Origin of the sequence: Streptomyces sp. KL2 (genome assembly GCF_046529545.1) — a bacterium.
Classification (GTDB): domain Bacteria; phylum Actinomycetota; class Actinomycetes; order Streptomycetales; family Streptomycetaceae; genus Streptomyces; species Streptomyces radiopugnans.
Genome location: NZ_CP127170.1, coordinates 4,393,322 through 4,411,049 on the forward strand (window position 1 = coordinate 4,393,322; position 17,728 = coordinate 4,411,049).

Genomic DNA, 17,728 nt, shown 5'->3' on the forward strand with positions numbered 1-17,728 from the left:
GCCGGGACCGGGACCGGCGGGTGTGCGGGTGCGCAGGGCGAGGTCCGGAACCCGCCGTTCTCCGGGTACGGCGCGGGCGCCCCGGCGGTGGGGGCGCCCGCGCCGTCGCGGGAGGCCCGCGTCAGCCGGTCTCGCGCCAGTGGTTGGTGATCGGCAGGCGGCGGTCCTTGCCGAAGCCCTTCGCGGAGATCTTCGTGCCCGGCGGGTACTGCCGCCGCTTGTACTCGGCGGTGTCCGTCATGCGCAGGACGCGGGTGACGGTCTCCTTGTCGAAGCCCTCGGCGATGATCTCCTCCCGTCCCCGGTCCAGGTCCACGTACAGCTCCAGGATCCGGTCCAGGACGTCGTAGTCGGGGAGGGAGTCGGTGTCCACCTGGTCCGGGCGCAGTTCCGCGCTCGGCGGCTTGGAGATGGAGTTCTCCGGGATCGGCGGGGTCTCGCCGCGTTCGGCCGCGGCCTTGTTGCGCCAGCGGGCGAGGCGGAAGACGGTCGTCTTGTAGACGTCCTTGATCGGGCCGTACGCGCCGACCGAGTCGCCGTAGAGGGTCGAGTAGCCGACCGCCAGTTCGGACTTGTTGCCCGGCGCGAGCACGATGTGGCCCTCCTGGTTGGACAGGCCCATCAGCAGGGTGCCGCGCAGCCGGGCCTGGAGGTTCTCCTCCGCCAGACCGGTGAGGCGCAGTGACTCCATGTACGCGTCGAACATCGGGACGATCGGCACGGTGCGGAAGTTGAGGCCGGTGCGGCGGGCCAGTTCGGCCGCGTCGTCCTTGGAGTGCTCCGAGGAGTAGCGCGAGGGCATGGAGACGCCGTACACATTCTCCGGGCCGATCGCGTCGCAGGCGATGGCGGCGGTCAGGGCGGAGTCGATGCCGCCGGACAGCCCGATGAGCACCGAGCGGAAACCGTTCTTCAGGACGTAGGCGCGCAGACCCGTGACGAGGGCGGTGTAGATCTCCTCGTCGTCGTCCATGCGGGGGGCCTCGGCCCCGGTGACCTGCGGCTCGTACGGAGGGAGGGGGGAGGCGGAGAGGGTGCGGTGGTCGATGCGCAGACCGTCGGAGACGTTGCCGGAGGGGGGCTCGGGCGCGGCGGCGGGCAGGTCGAGGTCGAGGACGACGCAGCCCTCCTCGAACTGCGGCGCCCGCGCGACGACCTCGCCGTCGGCGGAGACGACGATCGAGTCGCCGTCGAAGACCAGGTCGTCCTGGGCGCCGACCATGGCCAGGTAGGCGGTGGTGCAGCCGGCCTCGCGGGCCCGGCGGCGCACCAGGTCCAGGCGGGTGTCGTCCTTGTCGCGCTCGTAGGGGGAGGCGTTGACGGACAGGAGCAGGCCCGCCCCGGCGGCGCGGGCGGCGGGCACCCGGCCGCCGTCCTGCCACAGGTCCTCGCAGATCGCCAGGGCCACGTCGATGCCGTGCACCCGGATCACGGGCAGGGTCTCGCCGGGGACGAAGTAGCGGAACTCGTCGAAGACCCCGTAGTTGGGAAGGTGGTGCTTGGCGTAGGTCAGCACGACCTCGCCCTCGTGGAGGACGGCCGCGGCGTTCCGGGGCGCGCCGGCGGGCTGGCCGTAGCGGGGCTGGGCCTCCTCCGCCCGGTCGAGGTAGCCGACGACCACGGGCAGCCCGCCCAGCCCCTCGTCGGCCAGGCGGGCGGCGAGGGCGGTGAGGGCGGACCGGCTGGCCTGGACGAAGGACGGGCGCAGGGCCAGGTCCTCGACGGGGTAGCCGGTGAGCATCATCTCGGGGAACGCCACGAGGTGCGCCCCCTGCTCGGCGGAGTGCCGCGTCCAGCGGACGACCGCGTCCGCGTTCCCGGCGAGGTCGCCGACGGTGGAGTCGATCTGGTTCAGGGCGAGTCGTAGCTGAGGCACACGGTCAGTCTAATCGTCGTACTGACGCGATCCCGGGAGGCGGGGGATCGGCCGGGATACCGCGTGTCGCACCCGTTCGGGTGAAGGCCGCCGTCTGCGTGATCGCCGGGATCCCCGTCCGCGTCACCGCCGGCCGCCGCAACCGGCGGGTGCGTGTGCCGACCGAGCCGGAGCACGGGATACCGGGTGCGCGCGGTGCGTCCGCCGGGCGAGTCCTCCGCGCCGCCGGAGCCGGTGGGCGCTCCGGCGGCGCTGGAGGCGGACCGGGCGCCGGCGCTGGGGCAACTCCGGAGGGTTGTCGTACGGGACCCGCGCGGCCATGCTGGGAGCGCTCCCAGTGCGGGTGGAAGGAGGCATCGGTGGGCGAGAGCAGGGGCGGGCCGTTCGTACGGCCGTACCGGCCGCGGGACCGGGAGGCGGTGTACGACGTGTGCGTGCGCACCGCCGACGCGGGCGGCGACGCGCGGGGGATCTACCGGGACCCCGATCTGATGGGCGACCTCTTCGCCGGGCCGTACGTGTGGCTCGGGCCGCACCTGGCCTTCGTGCTGGACGACGGCGGGCGCGCGGTCGGGTACGCCATCGGCACCGCCGACACCGCGGCGTTCGCCGAGGCGTTCCGCCGCGAGTGGCTGCCGCGCGTGGCCGGCAGGCATCCGAGGGCGTCGAAGCCGGTCACGCCGGACGAGCGGATGACCGAGCTGCTGTACACGCCCGAACGGATGGTGCTGCCCGAACTCGCCGACCATCCGGCGCACCTCCACATCGACATCCTCCCCGCGTACCAGCGCGCGGGGCACGGGAGGGCGCTGATGCGCGCGCTGCTGGACGCCCTGTGCCGGGAGGGGGCCGGGCGCGTCCACCTGGGCATGCTGACGGCGAACACCGGCGCACGGCGCTTCTACGACCGCCTCGGCTTCTACGAGCTGACGGTGTCCGATCCCGGCCCGCTCACCTATCTGGGCAGGTCCACGGAGACCGGCTCGGCGTAATGTGACGGTAACCCCTCACCGTGATACTGGTGTGCGGGCCGCTCCTTTCCCGGGCGGTACGGGGGAGGGCCGTCTGACCAGCGAGGATGGGTGACCATGGACAAGCAGCAGGAATTCGTGCTCAGGACGCTCGAGGAGCGCGACATCCGGTTCGTCCGGCTGTGGTTCACCGACGTCCTGGGCTTTCTGAAGTCCGTCGCCGTCGCGCCCGCGGAACTCGAGCAGGCCTTCGACGAGGGCATGGGATTCGACGGGTCCGCGATCGAGGGCTTCGCCCGCGTCTACGAGTCCGACATGATCGCCAAGCCCGACCCGAGCACGTTCCAGATCCTGCCCTGGCGCGCCGAGGCCCCCGGCACCGCACGGATGTTCTGCGACATCCTGATGCCGGACGGCTCCCCCTCCTACGCCGACCCCCGCTACGTCCTCAAGCGGGCCCTGAACAAGACCTCCGACCTGGGCTTCACCTTCTACACCCACCCCGAGATCGAGTTCTTCCTGCTCAAGGACAAGCCGGTGGACGGCACCCGGCCCACCCCGGCCGACTCCTCCGGCTACTTCGACCACACCCCGCAGCACGTCGGCCAGGACTTCCGCCGCCAGGCGATCACCATGCTGGAGTCGATGGGCATCTCGGTGGAGTTCTCCCACCACGAGGGCGCCCCGGGGCAGCAGGAGATCGACCTGCGGTACGCCGACGCCCTGTCGACGGCCGACAACATCATGACGTTCCGGCTGGTGATGAAGCAGGTCGCGCTGGAACAGGGGGTGCAGGCGACCTTCATGCCCAAGCCGTTCTCGGAGTTCCCCGGCTCCGGGATGCACACCCATCTGTCGCTGTTCGAGGGCGACCGCAACGCCTTCCACGAGTCCGGCGCCGAGTACCAGCTCTCCAAGGTCGGCCGCTCCTTCATCGCCGGGCTGCTCAGGCACGCCGGGGAGATCTCCGCCGTCACCAACCAGTGGGTCAACTCCTACAAGCGCATCTGGGGCGGGGCCCAGCGCACCGCGGGCGCCGGCGGCGAGGCGCCCTCCTACATCTGCTGGGGGCACAACAACCGCTCCGCGCTGATCCGCGTGCCGATGTACAAGCCGGGCAAGATGGGCTCCACCCGGATCGAGGTCCGCTCCCTGGACTCCGGCGCCAACCCCTACCTGGCCTACGCGGTGCTGCTCGCCGCCGGGCTGAAGGGCATCGAGGAGGGCTACGAGCTCCCCGCCGGCGCCGAGGACGACGTGTGGGCCCTGTCGGACGCCGAACGCCGCGCGATGGGCATCGAGCCGCTGCCGCAGAACCTGGGCGAGGCGATCGCGCTGATGGAGCGCAGCGAGCTGGTCGCCGAGACCCTGGGCGAGCACGTCTTCGACTTCTTCCTGCGCAACAAGAAGCAGGAGTGGGAGGAATACCGCTCCGAGGTCACCGCCTTCGAGCTGCGCAAGAACCTGCCGGTGCTGTAGCGGGCCCGCGGGACGCGGGGCAGTACGGCAGGGCGGTACGGCGGCAGCGGCGAGAGGCAAGGCCACGGTGGTGCAGGGCGGTCGGCGGGACAGCCGGTTCGGGCGGTTCGTACGGCAGGGGTTCACCGATCCGGGGGCGGCCGGCCGCCTGCTGGACTCGCCCGCCCTGGCCCGGGTGCGGGACGACGCGGTGCTGCTCGACGCGCTCGGCGCCACCGCCGATCCCGACCAGGCGCTGCTGTCCTTCGTCCGGCTGGTGGAGGCCCAGCCGGACGACGCCGCGCGGCAGACGCTGCTGGGCACCGTGCTGGCCGCCAAGCCGCTGCGCGACCGGCTGCTGGGAGTGCTGGGCGCCTCCGAGGCGCTCGGTGACCACCTCGCGGGCCACCCGGACGACTGGCAGGCCCTCCACTCCTACGAGACGGCCGATCTCCACCCGGGCGTCGAGGAGTTCGAGGCCGCGCTCGCCGGTGCGGACGGTCCCGACGAACTGCGCGTCGCCTACCGCCGCGCCCTGCTCACCATCGCCGCCCGCGACGTCTGCGGCACCACGACCGTCGACGAGACCGCCGCCGAGCTGGCCGACCTGGCCACCGCCACCCTGCGCGCCGCCCTGGCGATGGCCGGGCGCGAGGAGCCGGGGGACGCGCGGGCGTGCCGGCTGGCCGTGATCGGGATGGGCAAGTGCGGCGGCCGTGAGCTGAACTACGTCTCGGACGTGGACGTCGTCTTCGTCGCCGAGCCCGCCGGGGGAGCCGGCGGGGCGGCCGGGGACGGCGGTGACGGGGAGGGTGAGGCGCTGCGCGCCGCGACCCGGCTCGCCGCGCGCATGATGCGGATCTGCTCCGACACCACCGCCGAGGGCACCATCTGGCCGGTGGACGCCAACCTGCGTCCCGAGGGGCGCAACGGACCGCTGGTGCGTACCCTGTCCAGCCATCTGGCGTACTACCGGCGCTGGGCCAAGACCTGGGAGTTCCAGGCCCTGCTCAAGGCCCGCCCGGTGGCCGGCGACCTGGCACTGGGCCGCCAGTACACCGAGGCCCTGGCCCCGATGGTGTGGCAGGCCGCCGAGCGGGAGAACTTCGTCACCGACGTGCAGCAGATGCGCCGCCGGGTGGTCGCCGGGATCCCCGCCGCGCAGCTCGACCGCGAACTCAAGCTCGGCCCCGGGGGCCTGCGCGACGTGGAGTTCGCCGTCCAGCTCCTCCAGCTCGTCCACGGGCGCAGTGACACCGCCCTGCGCAGCCCCACCACGCTGGCCGCGCTCGGCGACCTTGCGACGGGCGGGTACGTGGGCCGCCAGGACGCGGCCGCGCTCGGCGACGCGTACCGCTTCCTGCGCGTCCTGGAGCACCGCATCCAGCTCCAGAAGCTGCGCCGCACCCATCTGATGCCCCGGGACGAGGCCGAACTGCGCCGCTTGGGCCGTTCCCTGGGCTTCCGCCAGGACCCGGTGGCCGAGCTGACCCGCGCCTGGAAGCGGCACGCCGCGGTGGTGCGGCGGCTGCACGAGAAGATCTTCTACCGGCCGCTGCTGGACGCCGTCGCCCAGCTCGCGCCCGGCGAGATCCGGCTGTCGGCCAGCGCCGCCGGGCAGCGCCTGGAGGCGCTGGGCTACGCGGATCCGGCCGCCGCCCTGCGCCACCTGGAGGCGCTGACCTCCGGGGTCAGCCGCAAGGCCGCCATCCAGCGCACCCTGCTGCCGGTGCTGCTGGGCTGGTTCGCCGACTCCGCCGACCCCGACGCCGGACTGCTGGGCTTCCGCAAGGTCTCCGACGCGCTCGGCCAGACGCCCTGGTACCTGCGGCTGCTGCGGGACGAGGGGGCCGCCGCGGAGAACCTGGCCCGGGTGCTGTCGGCCGGGCGGCTCGCCCCCGACTTGCTGCTGCGCGCCCCCGAGGCCGTCGCCCTGCTCGGCGACCCGGGCGGACTGCGTCCGCGCGGGCGGGAGGCGCTGACCCAGGAGGCGCTGGCGGCCGTCGGCCGGGCCGACGGGCCCGAGCAGGCCGTCACCGCCGTCCGCGGGGTGCGGCGGCGCGAGCTGTTCCGTACCGCCGCGGCCGACGTCATCGGCGCGTACAAGGCCGGGGGCGGTGGCGAGGGTGGTGCAGGCGGTGTTTCGGGGGGCGGCGCCGGTGGTGCGGAAAGTGCGGGGGAGGGCGCGCCGTCGGGCGCCGACGGCATGGCGGACGCCGTGGACCGGGTGGGGGAGGCGCTGTCCGACCTGAACGCCGCCACCGTCGCCGGCGCCCTGCGGGCGGCGGTGGACGCCCGCTGGGGCGACACCCTGCCCACCCGCTTCACCGTCATCGGCATGGGCCGCTTCGGTGGCCGCGAACTGAACTACGGATCCGACGCGGACGTGCTGTTCGTCCACGAACCGCGCGAGGGCGTGGACGAGCGGGAGGCCGGCGAGGCGGCGCTCGCCGTCGCGGGCGAGATGCGCCGCCTCCTCCAGCTCCCCAGTTCCGATCCGCCGCTGCTCATCGACGCCGATCTGCGGCCGGAGGGCAGGAGCGGCCCGCTGGTGCGCACGCTGGCCTCCTACGGGACCTACTACCGCCGCTGGTCGCAGGTGTGGGAGCGGCACGCGCTGCTGCGGGCCGAACCGGTGGCGGGCGACGCGGACCTGGGCCGCCGCTTCATTGAGCTGATCGACCCCCTGCGTTACCCGGAGGACGGCCTGGGGGAGGACGCGGTGCGGGAGATCCGCCGCCTCAAGGCTCGGATGGAGAGCGAGCGGCTGCCGCGCGGCGCCGATCCCACCACCCACACCAAGCTGGGCAGGGGCGGGCTGTCGGATGTGGAGTGGACGGTCCAGCTCATGCAGTTGCGCCACGGTGCGGAGGTGCCGGGGCTGCGCACCACCCGCACCCGGGCGGCCCTGGCCGCCGCGCGGGACGCCGGGCTGATCGGCGAGGAGGACGCCGCGACCCTGGACGAGGCGTGGTTGCTGGCCACCCGGGTGCGCAACGGGGTGATGCTGGTGCGCGGCCGGCCCGGCGACACCTTCCCCTCCGAGGCGCGCGAGCTGGCCGCCGTCGGCCGCTACCTCGGCTACGAGCCGGGACATGTGGGCGAGATGCTGGAGGACTACCGGCGTATCACGCGCCGTGCCCGTGCGGTGGTGGACCGGTTGTTCTACGGGGTGGAGTGAGGGTTCCGCCGTCGCCCGGGTGCGGGCGGACGGTGGCGCGGTCCGGGGCCGGGGGCGAGGGGTGTTCTCGTGTCGTCCCCGCGGTGAAGGCTAGGAGGATGCGGGGACCAGGCGGGGGAGGCGGTGGGCCGGTGCGCCGTACCAGGCGCAGGAGATCGCGAAGCCTATGCCCAGGCAGACCAGCCCGCCCACCGCGTCCAGCCAGAAGTGGTTGGCGGTGCAGACGATGACCACCAGGGTGAGTGCAGGGTAGAGCCAGCCGAGGATCTTCACCCACAGCGGTGCCGCCAGCAGGGCGAGGGTGATGCCGCACCACACGGACCAGCCGATGTGCATCGACGGCATGGCCGCGTACTGGTTGGAGACGTTGGCCATGTTGCCCGAGGCCATCGAGCCCCAGGTGCCGTGGACCTTGACGGTGTCGATGAAGTGCACGCTCTCCATCAGCCGCGGCGGGGCCAGGGGGTAGAGGTAGTAGCCGAGCAGGGCGACGGCCGTGGTGGCGAACAGGACCGTGCGGGTGGCGGCGTAGCGGCCCGGGTGTCTGCGGTAGAGCCAGACCAGGACGCCGATGGTGACGATGAAGTGCAGTGTGGCGTAGTAGTAGTTCATCGTCACGATCAGCCATGTGACGCTGTTGACCGTGTGGTTGAGGGACTGCTCCACGGCGATGCCGAGGGCGCGCTCGACCTCCCACAGCCAGTCGGCGTTCCGCAGGGCCTGCGCCTCCTGCTCCGGCACGGCGTTGCGGATCATGGAGTACGTCCAGTAGCTGACCGCGATCAGCGTGATCTCGAACCAGATCCGGGGCCGGCGGGGCGCGCGGATGCGCTGCGAGACGGTGCGGCGCGGAGCCGGAACAACCGTGCGTTCATCTACCGGAGCGACAGTGGTCACTCCGGCTTCTTCTGTCGTCCTCGCGATCGGAGCCCCCATGGTGCGCCAGTCTGCCAGAATCCGGCCCCCCACCGATCATCCCCCGGGTCGGTCCCGGTCGCCCTCGGTCCTCCCTGAGACGGACCCCCGACCCTGAGGCGCGGAGGCGGTGGATCCGCGGACGACCAGCTCGGGCAGGAAGACGAACTCGCTGTGGGGGGCGGGGGTGCCGCCGATCTCCTCCAGCAGCGCCCGTACCGCCGCCTGGCCCATCGCGGTCACCGGCTGGCGGATGGTCGTCAGGGGCGGATCGGTGAAGGCGATCAGCGGGGAGTCGTCGAAGCCGATGACCGAGACGTCGCCGGGAACGGCCAGGCCGCGCTGCCGGGCGGCCCGGATGGCGCCGAGCGCCATCATGTCGCTGGCGCAGATCACGGCGGTGCAGCCCCGGTCGATCAGGGAGCCGGCCGCCGCCTGGCCGCCCTCCAGGGTGTACAGCGAGTGCTGGACCATCGACTCCGCCTGGCTCCGCGAGAGCCCGAGCTGCTCCTGGAGGCTGGTGGTGAAGCCCTCCGTCTTGCGCTGGACGGGCACGAACCGGGCAGGTCCCAGGGCCAGTCCGACGTGCTCGTGGCCGAGCGAGACGAGGTGGGTGACGGCCAGTCGCATCGCGGCCCGGTCGTCCGGCGAGACGAAGGGCGCGCGGACCTTGGGGGAGAAGCCGTTGACCATCACGAACGGCACGCCCTTGCCGCGCAGCTGCTCGTAGCGCTGCATGTCGGCGGTGGTGTCGGCGTGCAGTCCGGAGACGAAGATGATGCCCGCCACGCCCCGGTCCACGAGCATCTCGGTCAGCTCGTCCTCCGTCGAGCCGCCGGGGGTCTGGGTGGCCAGGACGGGGGTGTAGCCCTGACGGGTCAGCGCCTGTCCGATGACCTGGGCGAACGCCGGGAAGATCGGGTTCTCCAGCTCGGGGGTGATCAGCCCGACCAGCCCCGCGCTGCGCTGGCGCAGGCGCATGGGCCGTTCGTATCCCAGCAGGTCCAGTGCGGCGAGGACGGACTCGCGGGTGGCCGGGGAAACGCCGGGCTTGCCGTTGAGGACGCGGCTGACCGTCGCTTCGCTGACCCCCGCCTGGGCTGCGATGTCAGCTAGCCGTGCGGTCACAGCACCGGACTGTACCGGTCATGTGTCCGACTGCCCACCGTACCCGGGAGTTCGCCCGGATAGGTGTGGTTTCGCCCCCCGGGGGGACGGGGGCGAAACCGGAGGCGGGTCTCACCGTTCGACGCTGTAGCCGGGCAGCAGCCCGGTGCTCCACTCCTCGGCGGTGCGGGTCAGCCCCTCGCGTGCGGTCTCCTCGCCGCGCAGGATGGCCGTGTAGTGGGACTGGAGGGCGACGAAGAGCTGTCCGCCCTCGGGGAGGGAGGGCCGGGCCACGGCCTTGGTCAGCGCCAGGTAGAAGGAGTTGCGGACCGGGTCGGACAGCACCTTCCCGGTGTAGGCGGCCGTACGGGTCGGCAGCAGGCCCAGGGCGAGGGCGGTGCTCTCCTGCTGCTTCGCGTCGGTCATGTACTTGACGAAGAGGTACGAGGCGTCGGGGTTCTCCGTCTTCGCGGAGACCACGAGGTTGTGGCCGCCGGTGGGGGAGCCCGCGGTGCCCGATCCGCCGGCCGGGACGGCGGCGATGCCCAGGTTGTCGCGGTCCTCGAACTCGGGGGAGGAGAAGATGTCGGCGGTCGCCCAGGGACCGTTGATCATCATGGCCGCCTCACCGCTCTTGAAGGCGTTCTGCATGGCGGCGTAGGCGTCCTTCTCCGGCGGCTTGGGCGCGGCGCCGGAGGAGACCAGGTCGGCGGCGGTGGCCATGCCCCGGACCGAGTCGGGGGAGGCGACGGTGATCGTACGGGAGGCCACGTCGACCAGGTCGCTCTTCTCGCCGTACAGGAACGGCAGCGAGAAGAAGGGGTCGGGGTTGAGGACGATGCCGTCGGCCCCCGTCTCCTGCTTGATCTTCAGCGCGGCGCCCTTCAGGTCCTTCCAGGTGGCCGGGGGGCGGCTGATCCCGGCCTCCTCGAAGATCCGGCGGTTGTAGAGCAGGGCGAGGGTGTCGGTCACCTGGGGGACGCCGTAGACGCCGCCGTCCTCCAGCATCACGCTCGCGGTGGTGGTCGGCAGGAAACCGGACATGTCGGTGTCCAGGGCGGGGGTGCCGGTGAGGTCGGCGAGGTGGCCCTCGGCGGCGAAGCCGATCGTCCAGCCGACGTCCGCGCGCAGTACGTCGGGGGCGCCCCGGCCGGACTCCACGGCGTCCAGGAACCTCTGCTGGGCCTGGTCGAAGGGGACGGAGACGTGCTCGACGTCGATGTTCGGATACTTCTTCTCGAAGGCGGCGACGAGTTTCGCGAAGTGCGGGGCCTCGGCCTCGCCCGAGGTGTCCCACCAGGTGACGCTGCCGGACACGGTGGGGGCGCCGTCCTCCGGGGAGGCGCCGAGGACTCCGCAGGCCGTGGCCGTCAGAGCCAGGGACAGGGCGGCGGCCAGCGCGGCGGCGGTCCGGCGGGACCGGCCGGTCCGGCCGGCCGAACCGGGCGCACCGGCCTGTATGTGACTTTCCATCGTGATCTTCCCGTCCGTCCTCAAGCGGAGGATCCGCAGTGGAACGCGGAGGAAGGTAGCAGGAGTGCAACTTCTTGCGGAAGTCGTTGCAGACTCGTTTGCAGAAAGTTGCCGCAAGGTCTTTCTAAAAGATTGCACCGCTGTTACGTTCCTCGTCAGCCCGGCGCCGCGACCGCGCGGCCCGCGCGGAGTACGCCAGTGCCCCCGCGAGACGGGCACCGGATCATGGAGGAGTTCACATGCGGCGTGGCATAGGGACCACCGCACTGGTCGCGGCCATCGCGCTCGCGGCCACCGCCTGCGGCGGCGGCGACAGCGGCGACGGCGAGAAGAAGAACGCCAGCGGCGAGCTGTCGGGCACCGTCGAGTTCTGGGACACGTCGGGCGACGCCGAGAAGGCCTTCTTCAAGAAGGTGGCCGAGGAGTTCGAGGAGAAGCACCCCGAGGTCGACGTCAAGTACGTCAACGTCCCCTTCGGCGAGGCCAGCAACAAGTTCAAGAACGCCGCGGGCGGCGGCTCCGGGGCCCCCGACGTGATGCGCACCGAGGTCGCCTGGGTGGCCGACTTCGCCAGCCTGGGCTACCTCGCCCCGCTGGACGACACCGCCGCGGTCGACAACAAGGACGACTACCTGCCGCAGGCCTGGGGCAGCACCCAGTACGACGGCAAGACCTACGCCGTGCCGCAGGTCATCGACACCCTGGCCCTGTTCTACAACAAGGGTCTGCTGGAGAAGGCCGGCGTCGAGGTCCCGCAGTCGGTCGAGGAGATCAAGGACTCCACCGACGCGTTCAAGAAGAACGACGTCACCCCGTTCTACCTGCGCGGTGACGACCCGTACTGGTTCCTGCCCTTCCTCTACGGCGAGGGCGGCGACATGCTCGACGCCGAGGCCAAGAAGATCACCGTCGACGACGAGCCCGGTGCGAAGGCGTTCGAGGTGATGAAGGACCTGGTGGACTCCAAGGCCGCGATCACGGACACCACCAACGGCTGGGAGAACATGCAGAAGTCCTTCAAGGACGGCAAGGTCGCGATGATGGTCAACGGCCCCTGGGCCATCGAGGACACCCTCGCGGGCGAGCAGTTCAAGGGCGACGAGGACAACCTCGGGGTCGCCGCGGTCCCGGCCGGCGGCGCCGGCCAGGGCGCCCCGCAGGGCGGTCACAACTACTCGGTCTACGCGGGCTCCGACAACCTCGACGCCTCCTACGAGTTCGTCAAGTACATGAGCTCCGCCGAGGTCCAGAAGCGCACCACCGAGGAGCTGAGCCTCCTGCCGACCCGCGCCTCGGTGTACGAGGAGAAGACCGTCAAGGACAACCAGATGGTCCAGTTCTTCAAGCCCGCCGTGGACAAGGCCGTCGAGCGCCCCTGGATCGCCGAGGGCAACTCCCTCTTCGAGCCGCTGCGCGTCCAGATGGCCGACGTGCTGACCGGCAAGACCAAGCCGGAGGCCGCCGCGAAGAAGGCCGGCGAGGAGTACGCCAAGCTCCTCAAGGACGGGGACTGGAAGTAAGGGTCCGGAAGAGTTCAGGGAGAGGCTGACCGACGACCATGGCTGTCGAGACCGGCCAGTCGGTGGCACCGGCCGCGGGCGGAGACGCCCGCGGCCGCGGCCGCGGGACTGGCGAGAAGTCCAAAGAGGCCCCCGGACCGCTGCGCCGCGCGCTGGCGACGCACTGGTACGCGTGGGCCATGGTGGCCCCCGTGGTGATCGTCATCGGGGTGATCATCGGCTATCCGCTGGTCCGGGGCATCTGGCTGTCCCTGACCGACGCGGACGAGGCCAACGTCGCCCGCACCATCGGCGTCAACGAGATCGAGGCCACCTACGAGTTCATCGGTCTCGAGAACTACAGGGCCATCCTCACCGACAGCGTCTTCTGGGACCGGCTCGGCTGGACGGTGCTGTGGACGGTCGGCTGCGTCTCCGTGACCTTCCTGCTGGGCCTGGTGCTGGCCACCATGCTCAACCGGAAGCTGCGCGGCCGGGCCGCGTACCGCATCGCGATCATCCTGCCCTGGGGCATCCCGGCCTTCGTCTCCGTCTTCGCCTGGCAGATGCTGTTCAACGAGAAGAACGGCATCCTCAACAGGATCCTGGAGGGCGGGGGCATCGACGCCGTCCCCTGGCTGGGCGACCCCACCTGGGCGAAGATCTCCGTCATCGCGGTCAACGTCTGGCTGGGCGTGCCGTTCATGCTCGTCGCCCTGCTGGGCGCCCTCCAGGCCATCCCCTCCGAGCTGCTGGAGGCCGCCGAGGTGGACGGCGCGAACGCCTGGCAGCGCTTCCGCAACGTCACCCTGCCGGGCATCCGCTCGGTCAGCAGCACCGTGGTCCTGCTGAGCACCATCTGGACGTTCAACATGTTCCCGGTGATCTACCTGCTCACCCGCGGCGGCCCGGGCGACTCCACCGAGATCCTGGTGACCTACGCCTACCGGCTGTCCTTCCTCAACAGCCCGCGCGACTTCGCCACCTCCGCGGCCTGGGGCGTGCTGATCCTGCTGCTCCTGATGCTCTTCGCGGTGTTCTACCGCCGTTCGCTCCGCAAGCAGGGAGAGGTGTGGTGACGACGATGAACACCACGGGAACCACCACCGCGACCACGACCCCCGACCCCGTCACCACCGCGCCCGTGCCGCCGGCCGGCGGCGGGCGGCACGGGCGGGTGCGCGGGCGCGGCGAGCGCGGGCCGCTGGCCTCCGTCGCGCTGCACGCGGGCCTGCTGACGGCGGCCCTGGCCGCGGTCTTCCCGCCGTTCTGGCTGCTGGTGACGTCCTTCAAGCCCAAGACGGAGACCTTCACCACCTCGCTGGTGCAGAACTTCACGCTGGAGAACTACACCCACGTCCTGGGCGAGACCTACTTCCTGACCTGGTTCTGGAACTCGGTGGTGGTCGTGGTGATGACCACGCTGCTCGGCGTGTTCATCTCCGCCACCACCGGCTACGCCGTCAGCCGCTTCCGCTTCCCCGGGATGCGCCCGCTGATGTGGACCCTGCTGATCACGCAGATGTTCCCGATGGCGATCCTGATCGTGCCGCTGTACAACCTGATGGCGCAGCTCGGCCTGCTCAACCAGCCCGTCGGGCTGATCATCACCTACCTGACCATCGCGGTGCCGTTCTGCGCCTGGATGATGAAGGGCTTCTTCGACACCATCCCGGTCTCCATCGACGAGTCGGGGCGCGTGGACGGCCTCAACCCCTTCGGCACCTTCTGGCGGCTGATCCTGCCGCTGGCCAAGCCCGGCCTCGCCGTCACCGGCTTCTACAGCTTCGTGACGGCCTGGGCCGAGGTCGCCTACGCGTCGGCCTTCATGACCGGCGAGGAGAACCTCACCCTCGCCGGCGGCCTGCAGACCTTCGTCAACCAGTACGTCGGCGACTGGGGCTCGATGACCGCCGCCGCGGTGATCATCGCCGTCCCGGCCGCGATCGTCTTCGGCATCGCCCAGCGGCACCTCGTCGCCGGACTGACCTCCGGCGCCGTCAAGTCCTGACCCGCCGCCCACCCGTCCGGCACCTCGCGTCCCCCCACTCACGACACCAGGGATGACATGACCCAGCACTCATCAGCCCCCGCCACCGGTACGGCCCCGGCCATCCGCACGGAAGCCTCGGGAGAGCCGACCGGCTGGTGGCGCGACGCGGTGATCTACCAGGTCTACCCCCGCTCCTTCGCCGACGGGAACGGCGACGGGATGGGCGACCTGGCGGGCGTCCGCGCGCGGCTGCCCTACCTGGCCGACCTGGGCGTCGACGCCGTCTGGCTCAGCCCCTTCTACGCCTCCCCGCAGGCCGACGCCGGCTACGACGTCGCCGACTACCGCGCCATCGACCCGATGTTCGGCGACCTCCACGACGCCGACGCGCTGATCCGCGACGCCCACCAGCTGGGGCTGCGGATCATCGTGGACCTGGTGCCCAACCACTCCTCCGACCAGCACGAGTGGTTCCAGCGCGCCCTGCGCGAGGGTCCCGGCTCGCCGCTGCGAGACCGCTACCACTTCCGCCCCGGGCGCGGCCCGAAGGGCGAGGAACCCCCGAACGACTGGGAGTCCATCTTCGGCGGCCCGGCCTGGACCCGCACCGAGAACCCCGACGGCACCCCGGGGGAGTGGTACCTGCACCTCTTCGCCCCCGAGCAGCCCGACTTCAACTGGGAGAACGAGGCCGTGCGGGACGAGTTCCGCTCGGTGCTGCGCTTCTGGCTGGACATGGGCGTGGACGGCTTCCGCATCGACGTCGCCCACGGACTGGTCAAGGCCGCGGGGCTGCCCGACATGGGCCGGGCCGGACAGCTGAAGCTGCTGGGCAACCAGGTGCTGCCCTTCTTCGACCAGGACGGCGTCCACGAGATCTACCGCTCCTGGCGGCGCATCCTCGACGAGTACCCCGGCGAGCGCATCGGCGTCGCCGAGGCATGGACGCCCAGCCCCGAGCGCACCGCGCTCTACCTGCGCGCCGACGAGCTGCACCAGGCGTTCAACTTCCACTACCTGAACACCGCGTGGAACGCCGAGGCGCTGCGGGCGGTCATCGACGAGTCGCTGGACTCCATGCGCCCGGTCGGCGCCCCCACCACCTGGGTGCTGTCCAACCACGACGTGGTGCGCCACCGCACCCGGCTGGGCGGCGGCCTGGCCCGCGCCCGCGCGGCCTCGCTGCTGATGCTGGCGCTGCCCGGCTCGGCCTACGTCTACCAGGGCGAGGAGCTGGGCCTGCCGGAGGTCACCGACCTGCCCGACGAGGTGCGCCAGGACCCGTCCTTCTTCAAGGACAACGGCCAGGACGGCCTGCGCGACGGCTGCCGCGTGCCCATCCCGTGGACGCGGGCCGGGTCCAGCTTCGGCTTCGGATCCGGCGGCAGCTGGCTGCCCCAGCCCGAGCAGTGGGCCGAGCTGTCGGTCGAGGAGCAGACCGGCGACCCCACCTCCACGCTGGAGCTGTACCGCAGCGCGCTGGCGGTGCGCCGCGAGCACCCGGCGCTGGGCGCGGGCGAGAGCGTGGAGTGGCTGGAGGACTTCCCCGCCGGGGTCCTGGCCTTCCGGCGCCGTGCGGCCGACGGCTCCGGCCGCGACCTCGTCTGCACGGCCAACACCACCGACCGGCCCGTGGAGCTGTCCGCGGCGCCCGGCCGGCTGCTGCTGGCCAGCGGCGAGTACGAGGGCGGTGCGATCCCGGCCGACACCACCGTCTGGTGGGAGGTATGACAGAGACCGGTACGGCGCCCGCGCAGGTCCCCCAGCAGGGGGGTCCGGCCGCGGGCGCCGTCCCCGGCAGCGTCCCCGGAACCGCCCGGCTGGCCGACATCGCGGCCCAGGCCTCGGTCAGCGAGGCCACGGTCAGCCGCGTGCTCAACGGCAAGGCGGGCGTGGCGGCCGGCACCCGGCAGAAGGTGCTGGCGGCCCTGGACGTGCTGGGGTACGAGCGGCCGGTGCGGCTGCGGCAGCGCAGCGCCGGCCTGATCGGGCTGGTCATCCCGGAGCTGACCAACCCCATCTTCCCCGCGTTCGCCCAGGTCATCGAACAGGTCCTGGCCGGACACGGCTACACCCCGGTGCTGTGCACCCAGATGCCCGGCGGCGCCACCGAGGACGAGCTGGTCGACCAGCTCGTCGAGCGCGGTGTCAACGGCATCGTCTTCCTCTCCGGGCTGCACGCCGACACCACCGCGGACCCGGGCCGCTATGTGCGGCTGTCCGGGCGGGGCGTGCCGTTCGTGCTCATCAACGGTTTCAACGAGCACGTCAGCGCCCCCTTCGTGTCGCCCGACGACCGGGCGGCGGCCCGGATGGCGGTACGCCATCTGGTCGACCTGGGCCACGATCCGCGGCACATCGGCCTGGCGGTCGGCCCCGTCCGGTACGTACCGGTGCGGCGGAAGGCCGAGGGGTTCACCGCGGCGCTGATCGAGCAGGGCGTTCCCGCGGCGCGGGTGCGCGAGCAGGTCCAGCACACGCTGTTCACCCTCGAGGGCGGCCACGCCGCGGCGGGCGCGCTGATCAGCGCGGGCTGCACGGGGGTGGTGTGCGGCAGCGACCTGATGGCGCTGGGCGTGGTGCGGGCGGCCCGGCAGCGCGGGCTGGAGGTCCCGCGCGAGCTGTCGGTGGTCGGCTTCGACGACTCCGAGCTGATCGCCTTCACCGATCCGCCGCTGACGACCGTGCGCCAGCCGGTCAAGGCCATGGCGAGCGCGGCGGTGAACGCGCTGCTGGAGGAGATCGGGGGGAACCCCGTCCAGCACTCGGAGTTCGTCTTCCAGCCCGAGCTGGTGGTGCGCGGCTCGACCGCCCCGCCGTCGTAGGACCGGGCACGTGTACCGCCGGGCGTCGGCGGGCACCCGGCGGTGCGCGACCTGACAGCCCCGCCGCCGGGTGCCGGCCGGCGCCCGGCGTGCGTCTCGCGGACCACCGCCGGGTGCCGCCGACGGGGCGCGCGGGCACCCCGGCCCGGCCGGCCGGGCGCGTGGGGTCCATGTGCCTGGTCCCCCGGCCGACCGGACCGGGAGTGTGGTCGAACGTAGCACCGTGCAATATCTTGCGAAAGAGATTGCGCGGAGACGACGGTCGTGTTTCCCGCGGGTGTCCAAAGCCTTGACGCACTTCCGAGGCCCGTCTACGGTCTCCAGCGCGAAGACTTTCAGGCGTTTTCAGTCTTCTTGCAGCAAGAGCATTCACTGCTCCACCGCCTCACGGGCGCGGCGCGTTGCCCCCAGGCAGGCACTCGCATCTGCT

12 protein-coding genes are annotated in these 17,728 nt (G+C 71.9%); 8 read left to right on the top strand and 4 right to left on the bottom strand.

Going from position 1 to position 17,728, the window contains the following annotated elements; all coding sequences use genetic code 11:
- Positions 1-121: 121 nt before the first annotated feature.
- The gene (locus tag QPK52_RS19785; protein ID WP_410538802.1) at positions 122-1,876 is read right to left on the bottom strand and encodes an NAD+ synthase; all 1,755 of its coding nucleotides are present in this window, start codon (positions 1,874-1,876) and stop codon (positions 122-124) included.
- A 359-nt stretch (positions 1,877-2,235) separates the two neighbouring features.
- Here QPK52_RS19785 and QPK52_RS19790 point away from each other — a divergent pair, with 359 nt between their 5' ends.
- The 3 genes from QPK52_RS19790 to QPK52_RS19800 all read left to right on the top strand — a co-directional run bounded on the left by QPK52_RS19790 (position 2,236) and on the right by QPK52_RS19800 (position 7,486).
- Entirely contained in the window at positions 2,236-2,868 is a 633-nt protein-coding gene (locus QPK52_RS19790) for a GNAT family N-acetyltransferase (protein ID WP_410538803.1), read from the top strand.
- A gap of 96 nt (positions 2,869-2,964) precedes the next feature.
- Positions 2,965-4,326, top strand: a complete 1,362-nt coding sequence (gene glnA / locus QPK52_RS19795; protein ID WP_093654966.1) for a type I glutamate--ammonia ligase — start codon at positions 2,965-2,967, stop codon at positions 4,324-4,326.
- A gap of 67 nt (positions 4,327-4,393) precedes the next feature.
- Positions 4,394-7,486: a bifunctional [glutamine synthetase] adenylyltransferase/[glutamine synthetase]-adenylyl-L-tyrosine phosphorylase gene (locus QPK52_RS19800; protein WP_410538804.1), complete on the top strand. Its 3,093-nt coding sequence runs from the start codon at positions 4,394-4,396 to the stop codon at positions 7,484-7,486.
- Between the two features lie 90 nt (positions 7,487-7,576).
- Here QPK52_RS19800 and QPK52_RS19805 read toward each other — a convergent pair whose 3' ends face one another.
- From QPK52_RS19805 to QPK52_RS19815, 3 genes are all read right to left on the bottom strand, one after another.
- Entirely contained in the window at positions 7,577-8,422 is an 846-nt protein-coding gene (locus QPK52_RS19805; RefSeq protein ID WP_410538805.1) for a phosphatase PAP2 family protein, read from the bottom strand.
- A gap of 36 nt (positions 8,423-8,458) precedes the next feature.
- A complete protein-coding gene (locus QPK52_RS19810) occupies positions 8,459-9,529 on the bottom strand; it encodes a LacI family DNA-binding transcriptional regulator (RefSeq protein ID WP_410538806.1) in 1,071 nt (356 codons plus the stop codon).
- A gap of 111 nt (positions 9,530-9,640) precedes the next feature.
- Complete coding sequence (locus QPK52_RS19815) at positions 9,641-10,981, bottom strand: extracellular solute-binding protein (protein ID WP_410538808.1); 1,341 nt, start codon at positions 10,979-10,981, stop codon at positions 9,641-9,643.
- A 239-nt stretch (positions 10,982-11,220) separates the two neighbouring features.
- Between QPK52_RS19815 and QPK52_RS19820 the strand changes: the two genes are divergently transcribed.
- From QPK52_RS19820 to QPK52_RS19840, 5 genes are read left to right on the top strand one after another with little or no spacing between them, the layout of a single operon-like run.
- Positions 11,221-12,501, top strand: a complete 1,281-nt coding sequence (locus QPK52_RS19820) for an extracellular solute-binding protein (RefSeq protein ID WP_410538809.1) — start codon at positions 11,221-11,223, stop codon at positions 12,499-12,501.
- A 38-nt stretch (positions 12,502-12,539) separates the two neighbouring features.
- Positions 12,540-13,559: a carbohydrate ABC transporter permease gene (locus tag QPK52_RS19825; RefSeq protein WP_410538810.1), complete on the top strand. Its 1,020-nt coding sequence runs from the start codon at positions 12,540-12,542 to the stop codon at positions 13,557-13,559.
- Positions 13,560-13,564: 5 nt separating this feature from the next.
- Positions 13,565-14,491: a sugar ABC transporter permease gene (locus QPK52_RS19830; RefSeq protein ID WP_410538811.1), complete on the top strand. Its 927-nt coding sequence runs from the start codon at positions 13,565-13,567 to the stop codon at positions 14,489-14,491.
- A gap of 57 nt (positions 14,492-14,548) precedes the next feature.
- On the top strand, positions 14,549-16,204 hold the full coding sequence (locus tag QPK52_RS19835) for a glycoside hydrolase family 13 protein (protein WP_410538812.1): 1,656 nt from the start codon (positions 14,549-14,551) through the stop codon (positions 16,202-16,204).
- The gene (locus tag QPK52_RS19840) at positions 16,201-17,298 is read left to right on the top strand and encodes a LacI family DNA-binding transcriptional regulator (RefSeq protein ID WP_093655010.1); all 1,098 of its coding nucleotides are present in this window, start codon (positions 16,201-16,203) and stop codon (positions 17,296-17,298) included. Before QPK52_RS19835 ends, QPK52_RS19840 begins: the two co-directional genes overlap by 4 nt.
- Positions 17,299-17,728: the final 430 nt, after the last annotated feature.